The sequence below is a fragment of the Chitinophaga sp. genome (assembly GCF_017745275.1).
GTDB lineage: Bacteria > Bacteroidota > Bacteroidia > Chitinophagales > Chitinophagaceae > Chitinophaga.
The window spans coordinates 250,827-270,204 of sequence record NZ_JAGHZS010000003.1 but is presented as its reverse complement, the minus strand read 5'-3'; the positions used below and the strand labels follow the sequence as shown (position 1 = coordinate 270,204).

18 protein-coding genes are annotated in these 19,378 nt (G+C 44.3%); 9 read left to right on the top strand and 9 right to left on the bottom strand.

Annotated features, from left to right (window positions below; translation table 11 throughout):
* Window positions 1-29 precede the first annotated feature (29 nt).
* The 4 genes from J7623_RS10600 to J7623_RS10585 form a co-directional block, all read right to left on the bottom strand.
* A complete protein-coding gene (locus J7623_RS10600; RefSeq protein ID WP_291919966.1) occupies window positions 30-1,313 on the bottom strand; it encodes an SUMF1/EgtB/PvdO family nonheme iron enzyme in 1,284 nt (427 codons plus the stop codon).
* A 270-nt stretch (window positions 1,314-1,583) separates the two neighbouring features.
* Entirely contained in the window at window positions 1,584-3,629 is a 2,046-nt protein-coding gene (locus J7623_RS10595) for a thioredoxin domain-containing protein (RefSeq protein ID WP_291919964.1), read from the bottom strand.
* 251 nt (window positions 3,630-3,880) lie between these two features.
* Window positions 3,881-4,672 carry a uroporphyrinogen-III synthase gene (locus J7623_RS10590; RefSeq protein WP_291919963.1) on the bottom strand — a complete coding sequence of 264 codons (792 nt, stop codon included), beginning with the start codon at window positions 4,670-4,672 and terminating at the stop codon, window positions 3,881-3,883.
* A gap of 35 nt (window positions 4,673-4,707) precedes the next feature.
* Window positions 4,708-5,778, bottom strand: coding sequence for a DUF4271 domain-containing protein (locus J7623_RS10585; protein WP_291919962.1), 1,071 nt, complete (start codon window positions 5,776-5,778; stop codon window positions 4,708-4,710).
* A 172-nt stretch (window positions 5,779-5,950) separates the two neighbouring features.
* On the opposite strand from J7623_RS10585, the gene hemW reads away from it, so the two are divergent.
* Window positions 5,951-7,099, top strand: a complete 1,149-nt coding sequence (gene hemW, locus J7623_RS10580; protein WP_366838912.1) for a radical SAM family heme chaperone HemW — start codon at window positions 5,951-5,953, stop codon at window positions 7,097-7,099.
* A gap of 91 nt (window positions 7,100-7,190) precedes the next feature.
* Here hemW and J7623_RS10575 read toward each other — a convergent pair whose 3' ends face one another.
* The gene (locus J7623_RS10575) at window positions 7,191-8,165 is read right to left on the bottom strand and encodes a deoxyhypusine synthase family protein (RefSeq protein ID WP_291919960.1); all 975 of its coding nucleotides are present in this window, start codon (window positions 8,163-8,165) and stop codon (window positions 7,191-7,193) included.
* Between the two features lie 155 nt (window positions 8,166-8,320).
* Window positions 8,321-8,773, bottom strand: a complete 453-nt coding sequence (locus tag J7623_RS10570; protein ID WP_291919959.1) for a hypothetical protein — start codon at window positions 8,771-8,773, stop codon at window positions 8,321-8,323.
* 394 nt (window positions 8,774-9,167) lie between these two features.
* Here J7623_RS10570 and J7623_RS10565 point away from each other — a divergent pair, with 394 nt between their 5' ends.
* The 6 genes from J7623_RS10565 to J7623_RS10540 all read left to right on the top strand — a co-directional run bounded on the left by J7623_RS10565 (window position 9,168) and on the right by J7623_RS10540 (window position 14,192).
* Complete coding sequence (locus tag J7623_RS10565) at window positions 9,168-9,764, top strand: ACP phosphodiesterase (RefSeq protein WP_291919957.1); 597 nt, start codon at window positions 9,168-9,170, stop codon at window positions 9,762-9,764.
* A gap of 94 nt (window positions 9,765-9,858) precedes the next feature.
* Complete coding sequence (locus tag J7623_RS10560; protein ID WP_291919955.1) at window positions 9,859-10,458, top strand: DUF2911 domain-containing protein; 600 nt, start codon at window positions 9,859-9,861, stop codon at window positions 10,456-10,458.
* A gap of 375 nt (window positions 10,459-10,833) precedes the next feature.
* Entirely contained in the window at window positions 10,834-11,973 is a 1,140-nt protein-coding gene (locus J7623_RS10555) for a cystathionine gamma-synthase (RefSeq protein ID WP_291919954.1), read from the top strand.
* A gap of 142 nt (window positions 11,974-12,115) precedes the next feature.
* Window positions 12,116-12,889: a TIGR02757 family protein gene (locus tag J7623_RS10550; RefSeq protein ID WP_291919952.1), complete on the top strand. Its 774-nt coding sequence runs from the start codon at window positions 12,116-12,118 to the stop codon at window positions 12,887-12,889.
* A 17-nt stretch (window positions 12,890-12,906) separates the two neighbouring features.
* Window positions 12,907-13,848 carry a DUF6263 family protein gene (locus tag J7623_RS10545; RefSeq protein WP_291919950.1) on the top strand — a complete coding sequence of 314 codons (942 nt, stop codon included), beginning with the start codon at window positions 12,907-12,909 and terminating at the stop codon, window positions 13,846-13,848.
* Entirely contained in the window at window positions 13,848-14,192 is a 345-nt protein-coding gene (locus J7623_RS10540) for a hypothetical protein (protein ID WP_291919949.1), read from the top strand. The genes J7623_RS10545 and J7623_RS10540 overlap by 1 nt, the downstream gene beginning before the upstream one ends.
* A gap of 99 nt (window positions 14,193-14,291) precedes the next feature.
* Here the strand turns inward: J7623_RS10540 and J7623_RS10535 are convergent, their stop codons facing one another.
* Together J7623_RS10535 and J7623_RS10530 are read right to left on the bottom strand one after the other, a co-directional pair.
* The gene (locus J7623_RS10535) at window positions 14,292-14,948 is read right to left on the bottom strand and encodes a sterol desaturase family protein (protein WP_291919947.1); all 657 of its coding nucleotides are present in this window, start codon (window positions 14,946-14,948) and stop codon (window positions 14,292-14,294) included.
* A gap of 181 nt (window positions 14,949-15,129) precedes the next feature.
* Window positions 15,130-16,383, bottom strand: coding sequence for a serine hydrolase (locus J7623_RS10530; protein ID WP_291919946.1), 1,254 nt, complete (start codon window positions 16,381-16,383; stop codon window positions 15,130-15,132).
* 161 nt (window positions 16,384-16,544) lie between these two features.
* Here J7623_RS10530 and J7623_RS10525 point away from each other — a divergent pair, with 161 nt between their 5' ends.
* Complete coding sequence (locus J7623_RS10525) at window positions 16,545-17,558, top strand: fumarylacetoacetate hydrolase family protein (RefSeq protein WP_291919945.1); 1,014 nt, start codon at window positions 16,545-16,547, stop codon at window positions 17,556-17,558.
* Window positions 17,559-17,560: 2 nt separating this feature from the next.
* Window positions 17,561-18,448 carry a flavin reductase family protein gene (locus J7623_RS10520; RefSeq protein ID WP_291919943.1) on the top strand — a complete coding sequence of 296 codons (888 nt, stop codon included), beginning with the start codon at window positions 17,561-17,563 and terminating at the stop codon, window positions 18,446-18,448.
* Window positions 18,449-18,590: 142 nt separating this feature from the next.
* On the opposite strand, the gene J7623_RS10515 is transcribed toward J7623_RS10520, so the two are convergent.
* On the bottom strand, window positions 18,591-19,352 hold the full coding sequence (locus tag J7623_RS10515; protein ID WP_291919941.1) for a DUF4197 domain-containing protein: 762 nt from the start codon (window positions 19,350-19,352) through the stop codon (window positions 18,591-18,593).
* Window positions 19,353-19,378 lie beyond the last annotated feature (26 nt).

Sequence of the window (19,378 nt, the reverse complement as noted above, 5' to 3'; positions counted from 1 at the left end):
TAATACAGGCTATTACGAATTTGGTTCTGCTATCTGTGCTTGGCTCTTCTGCTCAGGGCAATGGTACATCTGAAACCTACGTACGATTTGGCACTGTCCTGATATTCATATGTTCGGGTACCGGTTTGCAGGAAATAACCTACATCTTTCCAGGATCCGCCTCTGATAGCTTTACGCTTCATTTTCAGTGGTGCATCATCTGGTACATCCATTCTCAGATACGGGTTCATATCGGAAGTGAATGAGTAGGCATTTTCGTAGAAGATATCGGCAGTCCACTCAGCTACGTTACCAGACATATTATATAATCCGTAATCGTTAGGCCAGTAAGCATCTGCACGAACGGTGTAGAATCCACCATCTTCCGGATAGTTACCACGCCCGGGTTTAAAGTTGGCGAGTAAGCATCCTTTTCTGTTACGGATATAGTAACCACCCCATGGATAAGGTGTTTGCTCTCTTCCGCCACGGGCTGCATATTCCCACTGTGCTTCTGAAGGCAGCTGGAATTTATCTTCCGTAAACAGCTTTTTGCTGAGGCGATAATCTTCCCAGAATTTACTTCTCCATTCGCAGAAAGCGGTGGCCTGGTGCCAGTTCACACCAACTACCGGATAGTTATCAAATGCCGGGTGCCAGAAGTACATACGCGTCATTGGCTCATTGTAGGCATAAGAGAAATCCCTGATCCAGCAAAGTGTATCCGGATAAATGGGTACATCTTTCTTTACGATGAAGGTAGAACGGGGTTTACCGATATTTTCTCTCAGCTTGGCTTTATCCCAGTTGAAAGTTTCCTGGTGGTAAATCAGTTTACCCACGTCAATATCTTTACGGCCATATAACCTGTCTGCTTCGGAATACACCATCGCATCCAGTTTCTCCCAGGTGGCCTTATCTTTCCAGACAATCTTCTGTTTCCAGTCAATGATATCATGACCATCATCAGATTTTACATGGCCCAGCAGAATATGCGCGATGGAGTCTTGCACCCACTGCACAAACTGGCGATACTCGTTATTGGTAATTTCCGTGGCATCCATATAGAAGCCTGAAATGGAAATAGCCTTGTTACGCGCCGTAAATGCATAGTTTACGTCTTCATCACTGGGACCCATGTGAAAAGTTCCGGCTGGGATATATACCATGCCGTAAGGTACAGGGGGAGTGTACTTTGGTCTCGGACTTACGCCGATCAATTGCCCTTGTGCATTTTTAGGGGTTTTACTACCGCCACAGCTGGCCAGCAGGGAAACCAGCAAAACTGCCAACAGACCTTTTACATAGTTAAGCTTCATAAGGGTAGCTTTCATCAGAATATGTTTTTTCTATTAACCAGCCTGGTGCGATTTGCCTGTATACAAGGGAACACATTTCTCATATTTCACCCGCTTTGTTTATATGAAAGATAGCAAATGTAATAATTAATTTTAATCCGTAGTGACTTTTTATACAACTTTTTCAATCCCGCTCAAGACCGTTCTGTAACTAGTTTAAACGTTACTTTTAACATTTTATTATATAGTCGTAATAACATTTATTGAATCCGCAGCCACCCTTATAGGAGGCAAGTTACATAATTATTATATTAAATTAATAATTTCTTCCATATAATATACCGGCTTAATGCAATGATAATCTTTACATAAGTAGATTAAAGTCTCATTTTCCCGCGCCCGATCCGCCAGGAGCGGAATATCAGAAATATTTTTTTCTGCGCCCAATAATATTTTATACGGAATAAACCATTTTTGGGTTTCCTGCATCTTCTCCTTAAAATTTTTTCCTACCACTGCCAGCTCCGGGGTACCTTTCACAAATTGTAATAACTGGCTCGCCCAAACGCCAAAGGAAGTTGGATAACGTACTACCGTTTGCGCGAGACCGGAAACGGCACCTGTACACCTGTTAGCCCATGGCTTATGATCAAAAACAACCGAAAGGTACCAAAGGTTTTGCATCATCACCGCATTACCACTGGGCACTGCCCCGTCATAGATCTCCTTCTTACGTACAATCACATCTTCCTGGCCCTCAATGGTATAGTAAAAGAAAAGTTGGTTTTCATCGCTAAAGTGCGTGGTCACGAACGTAGCAATGTCGCGGGCCTGGTATAAATAGGTGGTATCACCGGTAACTTCCTGCAGGGCAATCAGCGCCTGAATCAAACAGGCATAGTCGTCGAGGAAAGCCGGATATTTAGCCTCCTGCTGTTTCCAGGTATGATAAAAAGCCCAACTACCGGCATCCTGGCGGAAGTTTGTCAGGCAAAAATCCATATTGCGGATGGCCATCTCCCTATATGCTTCTATTCCCAATGCGCCATAAGCTTTACAGCAGGCGTGTACCATCATGGCATTCCACCCCAGCAAAATTTTATCATCCAATCCCGGGCGGATCCTGTTTGCACGCACGGCCAGCAATTTTTCACGGCAGCCCTGCAACATGGCTCCCAATACGGCCGCATCATATCCTTTCTCAGCGGCAAACTGCAACAGTGGCTGTTTTACCCAGAGTATATTTGTTTCTTCCCAGTTGCCGTGATCACTTACATCATAATATTCACAGAAAGGTTTGGCCTGTTCTCCCAATATATGATGTATTTCGGCCTTACTCCAGGTATAGAACTTACCTTCCACGCCTTCCGAATCGGCATCCAGTGCAGCATAGAAGCCCCCCTCCGGTGAAGTCATCTCCCGGTTGATATAAGTCAGTGCATCCTTTATCGTTTGCGCATATACTTCGTTACGCGTTAACTGATACGCATCACAAAGCACATCTATTAACAGGGCATTGTCGTATAACATCTTCTCAAAATGCGGCGCTAACCATTTTTCATCGGTGGAGTAGCGGGCAAATCCACCGCCAAGCTGGTCATAAAGACCTCCCTGGAGCATTTTATCCAGTGATAATAACGCTTGTTTCAATGCTGCGGGATGCTCCCAGGCATGATGATAACGCAGCAAATAAGCGATGGTAAACGTTTGGGGGAATTTAGGTGCGCGACCAAAACCGCCCCAGGTAGTATCTGCCTGTTTGAGTATATTTTCACAGATGCTGTCGCATTGTGCTTTGGTAAATAATTCTTCGTGGGGAATGTTCAGCGCAAAACCAGGCTGCAGGCCAATTTGGCCCGACTGGCTAATATGCTGCACCAGGTTGTCTGCCTGCGATTCAATTTCCTCGCGCTTCTGCTGAAATGCATCAGAAATGGAAAGCAGTACATCTGTCCAGGAAGGCCGGTTATAGGCCTGTGTTGGCGGGAAATAAGTACCACCGTAAAACGGCTTCTTTTCCGGTGTGAGAAAAACATTCAATGGCCAGCCGCCTGCACCTGTCATGGCTTGTACCGCATCCATATAAATATGATCCAGGTCCGGCCTTTCTTCCCGGTCTATTTTGATGTTAATGAAGTGTTCATTCATGATGGCGGCGGTGGCTTCATTCTCAAAGCTCTCCCGCTCCATTACATGGCACCAGTGACAAGCTGCATAACCAATACTTACCAGGATGGGTTTATCTTCCTGCAAAGCACGTTGCAAGGCTTCTTCTCCCCATGGATACCAATTAACAGGATTATGTGCATGCTGCAACAAATACGGACTGGTTTCACTGATAAGCTTGTTCATGGATTCCGATACGCGATAACTGATTGATAAAATATTCTCTTACAAAGAAATTTATTTTTTCAGGATTACAAAGAAATATTTTTTCAGCTGTTAGCTGTTAGCCATTAGCTGTTAGTAAAATGCTGCGAAGACCAGCATAATATAATCTTTGCTGCTGTTTGCTAACAGCTAAAAGCTAATGGCTAACCGCTAAAATAAAGCAGGGACGACCACATGGCCATCCCTGTTCAATTTTATTGCAGAAAAAACTGCTACTTCTTAGTTAATGTAGTAAGGTACTGTTCCAATGCAGCAGCCATGGAAGGCGCTTGTGGCAGTGGTGCTTTCACATCCAGTCTCAATCCGGCTTCTTCAACAGCAGCGGAGGTAGTTGGTCCGAAGGCACCAATATGGGTACCATTCTGCTCAAACTCCGGCATGTTTTCAAACAAAGATTTCACACCTGAAGGACTGAAAAATACGATCATGTCGTAAGCTGTGGCCGCCAATACTTCCTTTACATCCGTAGATACCGTTTTATAAAGGGTAGCAGTAGCATATTCACACTTGTTGGCTTTTAACCATTCTTCAATGTCTTTCTTCTGGCTATCAGAACTTGGGAACAGGAACTTTTCATTATCCCTGTGTTTGTTCATTACTTCCAACACACCTTTGGTAGAACCGTCTGCTCCATAGAATACCTTCCGCTTACGATACAGAATGAATTTTTGCAGATACAATGCTACTGCTTCTGTAATGCAAAAATACTTACAGTCCTGCGACACTTTGATCTTCATTTCTTCGCAAATACGGAAAAAGTGATCTACCGAATTACGACTGGTGAAAATCACTGCTGTAAAGCTAAGAATGTCGATTTTCTGTTTTCTGAACTCCTTCGCTGGCAAACCTTCTACCCTAATGAACGGGAAAAAATCCAACTTAATATTGAACTTCTTGGCCAGATCGAAATAGGGTGACTTTTCAGTTTCAGGCTTAGGTTGAGAAATTAGGATTGACTGAATTTGTTTACCTTGCAAATCTTTTTTTGGCCCGCCTTTTATCATACGTTTTTTGCTCTTGTGTTAACAATAGGCGATAATCAGGGATTACCAGTTAACCAGATATTCTGCAGCACCTTGGTTAATATTAAAACAGGCGCTACTTCGAATGCGCAAAGGTAAAGAAAAAAATGCAATTTACTGAAGGATAGGTACTGCTTAACTAGTGAATAAGATCTAATATACCGGTATATAATGAGTAATACAATAAAAAATAACGATATATAGAGGAAAGTACGGGCAATTTCAGGGCTACAGAAAGCAATTATTACCAAAAACGGCACTAACAATACCCCCAAAATTTTGTTGATCAGGTACAAGATGAAAATGTAAGCATCAGCCAGCTCGCTATTACCAAATAACCAGCCACAGAAACGCAACATGATATACTTAAATCCATAAACCACTGCTACCAGCATAATTAAGCCTGGAATCAGCAACCATGGCTCAGCTTGCGGAAACACCTGCTGCCGGTATAATACCAGGTAAAAATACAGACCCAACGCAATCGCGAAAAAAGCATTCAGCAGCATATTGGGGAATGGCGACTGCGATAACTGATCCTTTAACTGTCGCTGACTCAATGTAGGATTCAGGAAAGCCCGGAACAGATCTGAAAAATACTTTTGGTAAACCAGGCGAATTACGCTCAAAACCAGCAATACACCCGCCATTAAATAAATCAGCCAGTCCATGCTGCGGTAAGGACGCACGGGGTTAGTATCTACAAATGTTGGCCTGCCGGGCTTCAGGAAGATGTTTTCCGCCGCCAGCTTCTTCATAAACAGATCATATGCCGATGGCACTTTTACCTTGGGAACAGCTGCCACGGCGGTGCTGTCCGTTTTATGCAGTGTGGTATCTGCCGCCAGTGTAGTAGAATCTTTTTTAACGGATGCGGCTAATGGCGCCACAGGTTTATGGTTTACCCGGGTAGAGTCTTTTTTTACCAGCGTGGTGGTATGTACTTTCGGGCGTGTGGAATCACCAGCCGTATGGGCGGTAACCGGCTTTTTCTTTATTACCGGCGCCTTTACAGCAGCGGAATCTGTTGTTTGCGCCAGTATCGGCAAATAACTGAAAATGAATAACAGCAATAACCAGTTTCGCACCAGGAAAATATTTTGCAATGACTTTAAAATCGGTTTTTCAACACTAACGCCCCTTTCTTGCTCTCAGGAAACAGTAGCAATTAACGTAGTCCTGTTCACATAACAAAACTGAAACGTAATTTTGACGTTGCAAAGATATTAAAATAGTCCATAGTTGTCCCGTAAAACGGCAATGGGAGACCACTATAAAACGCGCATGTCCGGAATTTATATACATATCCCTTTTTGTAAACAGGCTTGTTACTACTGCAATTTTCACTTTTCCACTTCTGTTGCAAAGCAGGGGGCCATGGTAGAAAGTTTGTTGCAGGAAATCACCCTGCAAAAAGATTACCTGGCCAGGGCGCCGGTACACACCATCTATTTTGGTGGTGGCACTCCCAGTCTCCTCCAGGCAGAGGAGTTACAGGCTTTATTATCACAATTGCGCGCCACCTTCCCGGTAGACGTGGACGCCGAAATAACACTGGAAGCCAATCCGGATGATCTGAACATAGAAAAACTCAGTATGCTCAAAGCTGCCGGCATCAACCGGCTGAGTATCGGGATACAATCCTTTCATGAGGAAGACCTTACCTGGATGAACCGCGCCCACAACAGCAGACAGGCACTGGAATGTATCCAACAGGCACAGGAACTGGGCTTCCATAACATCACCATAGATCTCATTTATGGCGGTCCTACGCTCACTGATGAAGGCTGGCAACAAAATGTACAACAGGCAATCGCACTGGGAATTCCGCACTTGTCCTGTTATGCCCTTACTGTAGAACCGGGTACTGCCCTGGATCATTTTATTAAGAAAAAGAAGATGGCCGCTACGGATCCCGATAAAGCAGCCCATCATTTTGAAATGCTCATGGAGATGCTGGGTGCTGCCGGGTATGAACATTATGAAATATCCAATTTTGCTTTACCGGGATGGCATTCAAGGCATAACAGCAGCTACTGGCAGGGGAAAACTTACCTGGGTTTAGGCCCGTCGGCACACTCTTTCAACGGGCATTCGAGGCAATGGAATATTGCCAACAACGCCCAATACATGCAAAGTATTAAAGCTGGTAAAGTTCCTTTTGAGATAGAGTCGCTGACAACGGCCATGCAATTCAACGAGTATATTATGACGGCGCTGCGAACCTCCGCTGGTGCCAACCTGGAATGGGTGGCAGAAAAATTTGGAGCCCCCCTGGCTACACAACTGGTAGCACATAGCCAGCCGTTTATTACAGCACAACATATGGAGCGGGTAGGCGATACCCTTCGGCTTACCAGGGCCGGGCGCCTGTTTGCCGATGGGATAGCGGCAGAACTGTTTATTTAACAACCAGCTGCTGACTAAAAAAAATGCAGCGGAGAACATGTTCTCCGCTGCATTTTTTTTTAAAAGCTAATAGCTGAAAGCTAAGGGCTTACTACCATCCAAGGATATACGCAAACATCAGTGGTGCTACGATAGTAGCATCTGATTCTACGATAAACTTAGGCGTATGAATATCGAGTTTACCCCAGGTGATTTTTTCGTTAGGAACCGCTCCGGAGTAAGAACCATAAGAGGTAGTAGAATCTGATATCTGGCAGAAGTAACCCCAGAAAGGAACATCAGTCCATTCCAGATCCTGGTACATCATAGGCACAACGCAGATCGGGAAGTCACCGGCAATACCGCCACCAATCTGGAAGAAGCCAACGCCTTTACCAGCGGAGTTTGCACGATACCATTCTGACAGGTAGATCATGTACTCAATACCGCTCTTCATGGTAGATGTTTTCAGATCACCTTTGATGCAGTACGAAGCGAAGATGTTACCCATGGTGCTATCTTCCCATCCCGGAACAATGATAGGAATATTTCTTTCTGCAGCAGCAATCATCCAGCTATTTTTTGGATCGATTTCGTAATGTTCTTTCATTACGCCGCTGAGCAGCAGTTTATACATGAATTCGTGTGGGAAATAACGCTCACCTTTTTCTTCTGCATCTTTCCAGATTTTGTAGATATGTTTCTGGATACGGCGAAACGCTTCTTCTTCCGGTATACAGGTATCAGTAACACGGTTAAAGCCCTGCTCCAGCAGATCCCATTCTTCCTGTGGGCTCAGATCGCGATAGTTAGGCACTCTCTTGTAGTGTGTATGTGCAACCAGGTTCATGATATCTTCTTCCAGGTTTGCACCGGTGCAGGAAATGATATCTACTTTACCCTGACGGATCATTTCTGCGAAAGAAATGCCCAGTTCAGCCGTACTCATCGCACCGGCCAATGTCACCATCATTTTACCGCCTTCCAGCAAATGTGTTTCATATCCTTTGGCAGCATCCACCAATGCAGCTGCATTAAAGTGGCGGTAATGGTGCTGGATAAATTGAGAAACGGGTCCCTTGTTCATGTCATTTAATCGTTTATACATTAACAGTCTGGCTAATAAAGCCTTAACAGGTGGCAAAGTTAAGATAATTTTTGGGAGGGGCGTGAGGCTGTAACATAAAACAAAAAGGCCCATCGCAAAAGCGACGGGCCTATGAATTTTTAACACTACTAAAACTAAGCTTTTTTAAGACGGCTCTGTACTTTCATATACCCGTCTGCATCGGTTTTGATAACCGTCCAGGTATCTGTGCTTTCCAGTGTTACAAAATATACCACGTTTTCACCAACAGTATATTCCACTACACAGTAAATGCTGCTGTCAGCGTATTTCTTGTTCAGCTTACCGGCTACTTTCAGCGGCAGTTGATCTGCCTGCAGATAGCGGGAAGTGGCCATCAGGGTACCATCTTCTTTGAAGAAGGCAGTTACCTTGGTATTGCTCATGGTGAATTTCGCGGTAAACGTTTTGTTGTCGTCGGTATACCATTTTACCTCGGTAGCTCCTGCAAAAGATTCATTGAAGGTGCTGCTAATTTTAGTGTTGGCAGTCGTTTCATATGGACTTGCAAACAATACATTGGCACTCAGTAAAAGTGCGGTACTAACTAATAAGATAATTTTTTTCATGGCGGAAAAAATTTATGTTTTTAAATTTTTTTTGGTTTTGTTTGTTTCGATAAGTCAAAGCTACGGCGGGAAAGGGCCAGTGGTCAAGGCATACTTTACTGATGGGAGCACATGATAATTTCAGGTATCCATTAATGAACGTCCGCCTGACCGGTGGCGGACATACGGGCATATAGAGCCGCCATGGCCTGTTTGTTGGTGCCAGCTTGCCAATGTTGCATGGACCAACGTTAAGAAATTGTTAAAATGGATGAGGATTTAAAAGAAACAGGATAACTGGCATGCCAAACCGGAGTGACCGCAGATAATATATAACTGCTTCATCCCCAAGACTTCCATTCCTGCAGCCATCAGCACCCAAGAGCCATTGTGTATAAATGCGTACCTTGCCGCCATGAACCACCTGGCCCATGCTTATTTATCTTTCCGGCAACCTGAACTGATCACCGGTAACCTGATTGCCGATTTCGTAAAAGGTAAAAAAGATCTGGCCGCCTATAGCGAAGGGATACAGCAGGGAATTCGTATTCACCGCGCTATTGATACTTTCACTGACCAGCACCCGGTAACCGCCAAGGCGAAACTTTTCTTCCGGCCTTCCTGCGGACATTATAGCGGCGTATTCACAGACCTGGTATATGATCACTTCTTAGCCAATGACACCGAACGCTTTACAAACGATTCATTGTATTCGTTTGCCCGTTACGTTTATAGTGAGATCGGGATACGGTCGGCGCAGTTACCAGCAACATTTCTGCAGATGTTTGAATACATGCAAACCTATAATTGGCTGTACAACTACCACACTACAGAAGGTATTGCCCGCTCTATCCGCGGTGTAGCCCGGCGTGCCCGGTACCTCGAAACCGATGGGAATGTGGTATTTGCCGTTTTTATGGAACACTACGCTGCACTAAAAGACTGTTATCAGGATTTTTTTCCTGAGCTTCAGGCACATGTGGAAAATCTGCTCCGGATGGAAAACCGCTAACAGCTTGTTAAAAGCAGTGGTCCTGCTTTTCTGATTCCCTAAAAAAAAGTAGGTTTGCCGCCAAATACCTTTAAAAGAAATAAAGCTTCCCAGGATGATGAAAAAAGTTCTCCTTTTTGCCTTTATAGCAGGCATGCTCGGTTTAAACGCCGGTGCACAGGATAAAAAACTGCCGCCTTTAGATGCCAGTCCTATGGACATGGCCTATTACCCTGTAATGTACCCTTACGTAGTAAAAGTAAAAGGGGAACCCGGTGCCCTGGTGGCCCGCGTGATTTACAGTCGCCCGCAAACCAAAGGCAGAGATATTTTTGGCAACCTGGAAGAATATGGTAAAATATGGCGTTTAGGCGCCAACGAAGCCACTGAAATTGAGTTTTTCCGCCCGGTGATCATTGCCGGCAAAAACATTCCCAAAGGCCGCTATACCTTGTATGCTATTCCAACAGAAAAAACCTGGACCATCATCCTGAATAAAGAAACAGATGTATGGGGCGCTTTCAAATACGATCAGAAAAAAGATGTGGTAAGAACAGCCCTGCCAGTAGTAACACTGGATACTGCAGTAGAAGCATTCACCATGGTATTTGAAAAAGGTGATCCTGGTGCTAACCTGATCATCGCCTGGGATAAAGTAAGCGTAAGCCTGCCCATCAAATGGTCTGAAGCAGTTACGTCTTCTAAAAGAAAATAATCACCCTCATTTTTATAAAGCCAGAGAGGCAAAGTAGCCAGCAGTATAACTGTTGACGACTTTGCCTCTCTGGCTTTTATGTAGATGCTGTTTACAGCATTGCTTTAGAAAAGAAAAGCGGTAAGAATACCGCCTTAAGAATTTTAACCATATCCTATGAAAAACCTAAAGCAAATCTAGTCCGATTATGCATAACCGTTAGGAGTGAATTGGTGAACGATATAAAAATGTTCGTAACCGCTGTGTTTTTTACGATCATATTTTCCTACCAGCTAAAATGGACAATAACTACTCATCATTTGGTCATGTTCAATCGCAAAAACTGGAGTATATTTGGAAACCGCCAGAAATTACTCATTTTTAAATCTTTAAGACATGAAGCTGGGAACAAAACTCATACACGCAGGTGTAGCCCCCGATCCATCTACCGGTGCTATTATGACACCTATTTTTCAAACATCTACCTATGTGCAAAGCGCGCCGGGGGTACATAAAGGCTATGAATATGCCAGGACACAAAACCCTACCCGCGATGCGCTGCAAAATGCACTGGCAGCCATTGAAAACGGTACACATGGCATTTCCTTCGGGAGCGGGCTGGCAGCTACCGATGGCGTAATGAAGCTACTGAATCCCGGCGATGAAGTCATTGCCACCAACGACCTCTATGGGGGTACCTATCGCATATTTACCAAGGTATTTGAGCGCTACGGTATCCGGTTTAAGTTCATAGATATGTCTGATGCCAAAAACATAGAGGCGCACATTACGCCTCAAACAAAGATGATCTGGCTGGAAACACCGACCAATCCTCTCCTGAGAATCATCGACATAGCTGCCTGTGCACAAATAGCCCGTAAGAGTGAAATCATGCTTTGTGTAGATAACACCTTTGCTTCACCTTACCTGCAAAATCCGCTCGACCTCGGCGCCGATATTGTGCTGCATTCCGCCACCAAATACCTGGGCGGCCACAGCGACGTTGTACATGGCGCGGTGATTGTAAAAAATGAAGACCTGGCCCAACGCCTGTATTTTATACAAAATAGTTGCGGTGCCGTACCAGGCCCACAGGATTGCTTCCTGGTGCTCCGCGGAATCAAAACTTTACATGTGCGCATGCAGCGCCATTGTGAAAACGGTGTTGTAGTGGCTAATTTCCTCCGCAACCACCCCAAAGTAGACAAAGTATACTGGCCAGGATTTGCCGACCACCCTAATCATGATATTGCCAAACAACAGATGCGTGGCTTCGGAGGCATGATGTCTTTTACCCTGAAAGACGACAGTATTGAAGCCGCTAATCGCATCCTTAGTACTACTCATCTCTTTTCACTTGCCGAGTCGCTGGGTGGGGTAGAATCACTGATAGGACATCCTGCCAGCATGACCCACGCTTCCATTCCCCGGGAGGAAAGAATGAAAAATGGCCTGGTGGATTCCCTGATCCGGTTAAGTGTAGGGATTGAAGATGCAGATGATCTTACCGCTGATCTGGCCAACGCCATCGGTTAAGTAATAGATTTTAATTCTTATCCGGTAAAAATTATCTTTACCAGAACGTAAATATTTACCCTAACCATATCCAGCGCCTTTTTATGTCAAAAAAGCGATTGTTGATATAAAACGGTTGACGGTGATACACGTGATTTAACTTATGAAAATCGAGAAACTAAGGGAGTTTTTGGATGCAAAGGCCGCGTATTACAACCACACGGACTTTATAGCAAATGACCCCGTTTGCATACCGCACCGTTTCAGTGTATTGCAGGATATTGAAATATCCGGTCTTTTTGCGGCCATACTGGCCTGGGGAAACCGGACCAGTATTATCAACAAATGCACGGAACTGATGAACATGATGGATAATTCACCGTATGATTATATCCGTCATCATCAGCCAAAAGACCGGATGAAATTATTTTCATTTTGTCACCGTACGTTCAACGGCCTGGATTTGCTATACTTTGTAGAGTTTCTCCAGCATTATTATACCAATGTAACATCGCTGGAATTTGCTTTCAGTGCACATCTCAGCCCACAGGATGATAATGTGGAAAAAGCACTGACGGGATTCCGGAAAGTATTTTTTTCGCTGGAACATCCGCAGAGAACAGAAAAACATATTGCCACACCGGCTAAGAACTCTGCCTGCAAACGATTGAACATGTATTTGCGCTGGATGGTAAGGCAAGATGAAAATGGCGTGGATTTTGGGCTTTGGCAACACATATCACCGGCACAACTGGTTTGCCCGATGGATGTACACGTAAGTAGGGTAGCAGCCAGACTGGGCCTGATAACAGAAGCAAAAGCTGATTGGAAAACAGCCGCCGCCCTCACTCACCAACTAAGAAAACTCGACCCTGACGATCCTGCCAGGTACGATTTTGCCTTATTTGGATTGGGCGTAATTGAAAAATATGTTTGATCAAATAAAAAATGGTAATGAAAAGAATTTCGGGACTGATTGTAATGGTAGTAACACTGGCCTTTTCCGCCAATGCACAGGAGTATGTAGCCCTCAACTATACCTTCCATAAAGGAGAACTGTTTGAGCTGGAACAGAAAAGCAGGAGTGAAACCTATATGACAGTCAACGACATTGTACAACGCACTACCCGCGACTACAACAATATCATTACCATAGATGTAACGGATGTACAACCCGGCAAAACCACCCTCACCTTCCGATACAAAGATTTGAAATTCAATTTCAACGCTAAAAATCAAAACATCTTCGTAGATGCCAAAGTAGCCAAAGCCGACGAACCTTTCCAGGCCGGGCTTGCGAAAGTATTGAATCAACCCTTTACTGTTGAAATACAAACTACCGGCATCATTAATAAAGTAGAAGGACTGGATAATATCCTCGATAACGCCAGCAACGTTTTCAATGATCTGAAAAAAGATGAACAGGAAGCTTATAAAAAACTGATGAAAGACCAGTTTGGTACTTCCGCGTTCCAAAGCTGGCTGGAACAACTACTCATCATGTATCCTGCTCACGGCATTAAAACAGGAACGCAATGGGAAGAAAATGTGCCTTTACGGGGAGGCCTGGTAGGCAGTGTTGATCTTTACTGGAACCTGCAAACCTGGGACGCTCAAACCGCTAAAGTGGGTGGTACCAATAAAATCAAAACAGACAAAGTACAACTGCTCACCCTCGATGATGGTATTAAAGCTACTGCAGAAATTTCAGGTACCACATCTTCTAACTACCTGATTATGCGTAGCAGCGGGCTTCCCAGCATCTGCGTCCAAAACACGGATATGTCCGGCGACTACACCTACAAAGCCAACAAAGCCAAACGTATTAAGCACGACCTGAAAGTGCCGGTGAAAGTAGTGACCAACGCTTCTTACAAAATCAAACAAATGAAATAATGACAGCATTGCCAGTATTATACCTGCAGGAAGCGGCTACATGGGCGCAGGATAACTTCGAAATAAGTGTGCCCGTTAATGTTAGTTACGAATTACTGGAAGAGATACTCGCTAAAAGGCTGGAAATACTGATCAGTGAAAACTTTCAACAGTTTATCTTTTTGCTGTACCGCACAGATGTATCTGAAAAACGTGTAAAACAAATACTGGAAAACGCGGCGGCTAATGCTACAGATCCGTATAAGTCAATTGCAGCACTGATTATTGAACGACAACTACAAAAAATTGCCTCGAGGGCTACGTATAAACAGGATAATTTACCTGATGACGAAGAAAGATGGTAAATCCGCGTTTAGCAGTTAGCTATTAGCTTTTAGCAAAAATGCAGCGAAGATTAATCTCCGCTGCATTTTTGCTAAAAGCTAATAACTAATGGCTAAAAGCTAAAAAGTTAACTCCTTTACTTTTTCTTTGTCTTCCTTCTCTTTGTCCAAATCGAAGAAAGTACCAAATACCCGATCCCATATGGAAGAACTCACCCCAAAACCTTTGTCTTCACTTTTATAGTGATGCAGGTGATGGTTGCGCCACAGCGGTTTCATAAACCGGAATGGTGGATTCCACGCATGAATAGCGTAGTGCATGCTACCATAAATCAGGTATCCCAGGATAAACCCGGGGAAAAACATAAAAGTGATTTGCCGCAGGAAGATATATTGCGCGCCAAAAATGACGGAAGCGAGTATCAGGCTGGGTACGGGAGGCATAAACAACCGTTGCTTGTCTCTCGGATACTCATGGTGATTACCATGCATCACGTAAATAAAACGTTGCACTTTAGGATTATCGCTGGCAAAGTGAAACATAAACCGATGCATGATATACTCAAAAAATGACCAAAAAGCCATGGCCCCAATGAATATTCCGAATACGGTGCCCGGTGTAAAACCTAACGTATTGTGGCTATAGTAAAGCATATAACCAATAATGGGCAAATACAGCCCCCAGATCACCAATGGATGCGTTTTGGTCAGCATCTCCAGATACTGGCTTTCAAATAATCTTGCCTGTCCTTTGTTCTTAATCTTTTCAAACTTCATAACCGAATTTTAGAGAGTAGTTACGGGATATGAATAAAAACCTTCCTGATAAACCCCGGCAGTAGTCTCAAAAATGGTACACATTTCAGATATGGCTGTCGGTAAAAAGCAAAAGTACAACGTTCATGTATTATTTCCCGCATTATACAATACCAAAAGATTATAAATATTATCTATCCCCTTACTCCTCTTCCTTATAATTGATCTTAAATCGCTGCAGATTAGGTAAATACTTTTTTTTACGCTGCAATTCGTATTTGTAAATAATTTCGCCTATCTCTCTGAAAAATGGATAGCCATCTCCATCATATTCATATTTATTATCATTCAAAATACCATCCCGGTTCACATAAATATTGCCTGTCAGCATAAACTCTACTTTGTGCCTGAAGTCCACCACATAGGCCGCATCCGTCAAGAACCCGTAAGACCAGCCAGCCTTATTAAATACACGTATATAAGATGGAATGTTTTGTTTCCCGTCTTTAAAGAAAAAAAACTTGGTAAAGCTGTTGTAATACTCGGTGGTATCATACTTAGGCCATAACGTTTCCGATGGATATTGCGACATATAACGGTATAAAAACCGCTGGTCTTCTTTTGTGAGATGGAACCGCGCAGAGGCAGCCACAGATGTGGGAAACAACACAGACTGCAGCATGCGCTGTAAATCCCCTAACGCAAAATTGTTGTGCTTCGTAAAATCCATCGGTGCAAATACAAGCCGGTCGTTTTTGTCCAGGTAGCCCTGACCGATGGTTACCTGGTGGCTGTAATCGAACGTCAGCGTGTCATAAGCGGCCGGCTGCGCATAAATGAGCCGCCCGTTTTCCACAAAACGCAGGGGATTGGTATGCCTGTTTTCTTCTTCTGTAAGCGGCATAAAACGACGCACGATACGCACATTTTTGTACCCCATGGCCCATAATCTTTCATGAATCCGTTGTTGCCCCACAAACTCATACAAGCGGTTATAGGCATCGTTATCGCTGATCAGGAACACCTTTTTGATGTAGTGGTAGATAGATGGCAACAAATTCTTCGCCGAGCTGTCTGTATACACTTTTTCCTGCCCCTGCCAGGCGCTGTCTGTCAGCATAGGCGTATTCCCGGTCAGTCCCGGAATATTCAGCTCATGGAGCTTTTCCAACGCCAGCAAAGCAATTGGCAACTTCACTGTACTGGCCGGATTGTAATACTTACCGGCGTCTACGTCCAGGTAGTAATTTTTAAAATGAGGGGTATTATCCGCATCCCGGTCAATCTGCGTATAAATAAGCTGGTAGCGGAATGAATCAGGATATTGCAAGATATGCTTCAGGACCGGGGAGCCTTCCCGCTGCAACAAATTTTGCAGCATCGTATCTGTACGGGATTGCCCCTGTACAATAAAGAGATGGCTATAGCATAACAAGATCAGCAAACAGGAACGCATATACGTGGTGTTCTGTTTATAAATATAAAGCAATTAGCTGGCTGTAACACCCTTTTTATGATCTTTTGGGAAAGACAGGGCCGAACGAAAAAAAATAGCTAAACCATTTAAAGCCCATTCTTATATTTGGCCCATCATACAACCAGAACAATTACCAACACATGAAACTAGTAAGCTATTTAAGAGAGGAAACAGACCAGTTAGCCATCCTGGTAAATGGCCTGTTATACAATACCCAGGAACTTTTCCCGGATCTTCCAAATAACATGGGCATGTTCCTGATGATGTGGGAAGACGTAATTGACATTGCCAAACAAGCAGATGCCCTGCTGAAAGCAGGTAAGAACCCCAGTGGTGCTACCGGTATTCCGGTGGAAAGTGTGCAGTTGCTGTCTCCTGTACCATTTCCTACTTCCTGCCGCGATGGATACGCTTTTCGTCAGCATGTGGCGGCCGCACGCCGTAACCGCAAGGTGCCTATGATCCCGGAATTTGATCAGTACCCGATTTTCTATTTCACCAATCATAACGCCATACAGGGCCCCGGCGATATCCACTGTATGCCGGATCACTTCCAGAAACTGGATTTTGAACTGGAAGTAGCAGTGGTTATCTGCAAAGCTGGCCGCAATGTTACTGCTGCAGAAGCAGACGATTATATTGGTGGCTACATGATCATGAACGATATGAGCGCACGTACCCTCCAAATGGAAGAAATGCTACTCAACCTCGGACCTGCCAAGGGTAAAGACTTCAGCACCGTAGTAGGCCCAATGCTGGTTACTCCTGATGAACTGGAATCGCTGAAAATACCCGCCAAACCTAATCATACCGGCAATAACTACGACCTGAAAATGACCTGTAAGGTAAACGGTGTCACCGTTAGTGAAGGTAACATGGGCGATATGGACTGGACCTTTGCTGAAATCATTGAACGTTGCGCTTATGGCGTAAATATCCTCCCCGGCGATATCATTGGTAGCGGTACCGTAGGCACCGGCTGTTTCCTGGAGCTGAACGGCACCGGCAAACTGAATGACCCGGATTACACTGAACAATGGCTGCAACCCGGCGACGTGGTAGAAATGGAAATCACCGGTTTAGGCGTACTTACCAATACCATTGTAAAAGAAGACACCGACTTTTCCCTGCTGGCACTCAAGAAAAAAGCATAAACATGCAAATAGATCCGTCTCAGTTAAAAACCGTTGAGTTGCAGGCCTATTTGCAGGGCGCCATTGCTCCGCGTCCAATCTGCTTTGCCAGTACCATCGATGCAGATGGACGACCTAATTTGTCGCCCTTCAGCTTCTTTAATGTATTTGGCTCCAATCCGCCTACCCTGATATTTTCACCGTCACGCCGGGTGCGCGATAATACGGTAAAGCATACACTGGAAAATGTATATGCTACCAAAGAAGTGGTGATCAATGTAGTAAACTATGCGATGGTACAGCAAACCTCGCTCAGCAGTTGCGAGTACCCGACGGGCACCAACGAATTTGAGAAAGCAGGCTTCACGCCACTGCCATCTGAAAAAGTAAAACCATTCCGCGTAAAGGAAAGCCCTGTGCAATTTGAGTGTATCGTAAAACAAATCATTGAAACAGGACAGGAGGGGGGAGCCGGCAACCTGGTTATCTGTGAGCCGGTAATGATACACCTCAACGAAAACATACTTGATGCCGCAGGTAAAATAGATCCACATAAAATAGACCTGGTAGCACGCATGGGCGGCGATTATTACTGCCGTGCCTCCGGCAATGCTGTATTTGAAGTAGCAAAGCCGAATACCCAGCTAGGTATCGGCGTAGATGCGCTGCCTGCTACCATCCGCAACAGTACCATTCTTACCGGCAACCACCTCGGACAATTGGGCAATGTACATGAAATGCCAACCATAGATGCCGCCTTTTATGACGACCATCTCAAAAATATTATCCAGTACTACAGTGTTACACCGGAAGAAATGGATAAAGAGTTACATCGCTATGCCCGGAAATTACTCGATGAAGGGAAAGTAAGCGCCGCCTGGCAGGTGCTTTTGACGGCGGCGGGGCAATAGTAAGAAATTGAGCAGAAAGCATAAAGCGAAAAGCATAAAGCTATTATAGCGAATGAACAGAGCGGGTAAGTACTTTCAATACTCGCGCTAATCATTCGCTATAATAGCTTTATGCTTTTCGCTTTATGCTTTCTGCTTTATACTACTTCGCTCCAAACACCTTCTTCAACAAATCAGTAGTTCTGGCGGCAGGATTAGCACGAATCGCTAATTCTTCTTTCGCAATCTGGTCAAACAGGGCATTTACGGCCATGGTAGTTACGTAGTCCTGCAGATCCGGATTTACTTTGTTGAAAGTAGTAGGCAGCTTGTTGTAGTTATTAACGATATCTGAATAATAACGGGTAGCAGCAGTGCTATCCAGCGTTTTCTTAATAACAGGCATGAAAGCTGTTTTCAGCGAGTCTGTTGTTTTGCTTTTGAAGAAGTCAGTAGCAGAAGTTTGACCACCTTTTACCAGGTTCAATGCATCTGTCAATGTCATTTGCTTAATGGCAGATACAAAGATGGGCGCTGCGTATCCTACTGCTTTTTCTGCAGAACGGTTGATTTGCAGAATTGCTTTATCTACTTGTGGCCCCAGCCCGATTTGACGCAGGGTGTTCCCAATTTTCACCGCGTCTGGTGGCAGCAATAATTTATATACATCACTACCAAAAAATCCGTCTTTTTTATTGAGTTTGGCAATACCTGCTGCCACTCCTTTAGCCAGGGCTTCTTTGATAGCACCACCAGCATCAGACTCTGTTAAGCCGGCAAGAGAGGGGCCGGAAGAATTAGTGTTGGTGCTGTTATTTTGATTGGCAGCAGTTTCCAACTGTTTGCCCAATTTTTTCAGGAACTGTGCCTGGCTGGCCTGCAGGCAAAAAAAGCCCAGCAGGACTAATAATGAACGTTTAAGCATAGTGTTATTATAAATATTAATATCTT

Coding starts and splice junctions, on each gene's coding strand:
- J7623_RS10565 (WP_291919957.1), top strand. CDS start 9,168: ATGAACCACCTGGCCCATGCTTATTTATCTTTCCGGCAACCTGAACTG.
- J7623_RS10575 (WP_291919960.1), bottom strand. CDS start 8,165: ATGAACAAGGGACCCGTTTCTCAATTTATCCAGCACCATTACCGCCAC.
- J7623_RS10520 (WP_291919943.1), top strand. CDS start 17,561: ATGCAAATAGATCCGTCTCAGTTAAAAACCGTTGAGTTGCAGGCCTAT.
- J7623_RS10555 (WP_291919954.1), top strand. CDS start 10,834: ATGAAGCTGGGAACAAAACTCATACACGCAGGTGTAGCCCCCGATCCA.
- J7623_RS10550 (WP_291919952.1), top strand. CDS start 12,116: ATGAAAATCGAGAAACTAAGGGAGTTTTTGGATGCAAAGGCCGCGTAT.
- J7623_RS10590 (WP_291919963.1), bottom strand. CDS start 4,672: ATGATAAAAGGCGGGCCAAAAAAAGATTTGCAAGGTAAACAAATTCAG.
- J7623_RS10535 (WP_291919947.1), bottom strand. CDS start 14,948: ATGAAGTTTGAAAAGATTAAGAACAAAGGACAGGCAAGATTATTTGAA.
- J7623_RS10525 (WP_291919945.1), top strand. CDS start 16,545: ATGAAACTAGTAAGCTATTTAAGAGAGGAAACAGACCAGTTAGCCATC.
- J7623_RS10540 (WP_291919949.1), top strand. CDS start 13,848: ATGACAGCATTGCCAGTATTATACCTGCAGGAAGCGGCTACATGGGCG.
- J7623_RS10515 (WP_291919941.1), bottom strand. CDS start 19,352: ATGCTTAAACGTTCATTATTAGTCCTGCTGGGCTTTTTTTGCCTGCAG.
- J7623_RS10595 (WP_291919964.1), bottom strand. CDS start 3,629: ATGAACAAGCTTATCAGTGAAACCAGTCCGTATTTGTTGCAGCATGCA.
- J7623_RS10560 (WP_291919955.1), top strand. CDS start 9,859: ATGATGAAAAAAGTTCTCCTTTTTGCCTTTATAGCAGGCATGCTCGGT.
- J7623_RS10600 (WP_291919966.1), bottom strand. CDS start 1,313: ATGAAAGCTACCCTTATGAAGCTTAACTATGTAAAAGGTCTGTTGGCA.
- hemW (WP_366838912.1), top strand. CDS start 5,951: ATGGGAGACCACTATAAAACGCGCATGTCCGGAATTTATATACATATC.
- J7623_RS10545 (WP_291919950.1), top strand. CDS start 12,907: ATGAAAAGAATTTCGGGACTGATTGTAATGGTAGTAACACTGGCCTTT.
- J7623_RS10530 (WP_291919946.1), bottom strand. CDS start 16,383: ATGCGTTCCTGTTTGCTGATCTTGTTATGCTATAGCCATCTCTTTATT.
- J7623_RS10570 (WP_291919959.1), bottom strand. CDS start 8,773: ATGAAAAAAATTATCTTATTAGTTAGTACCGCACTTTTACTGAGTGCC.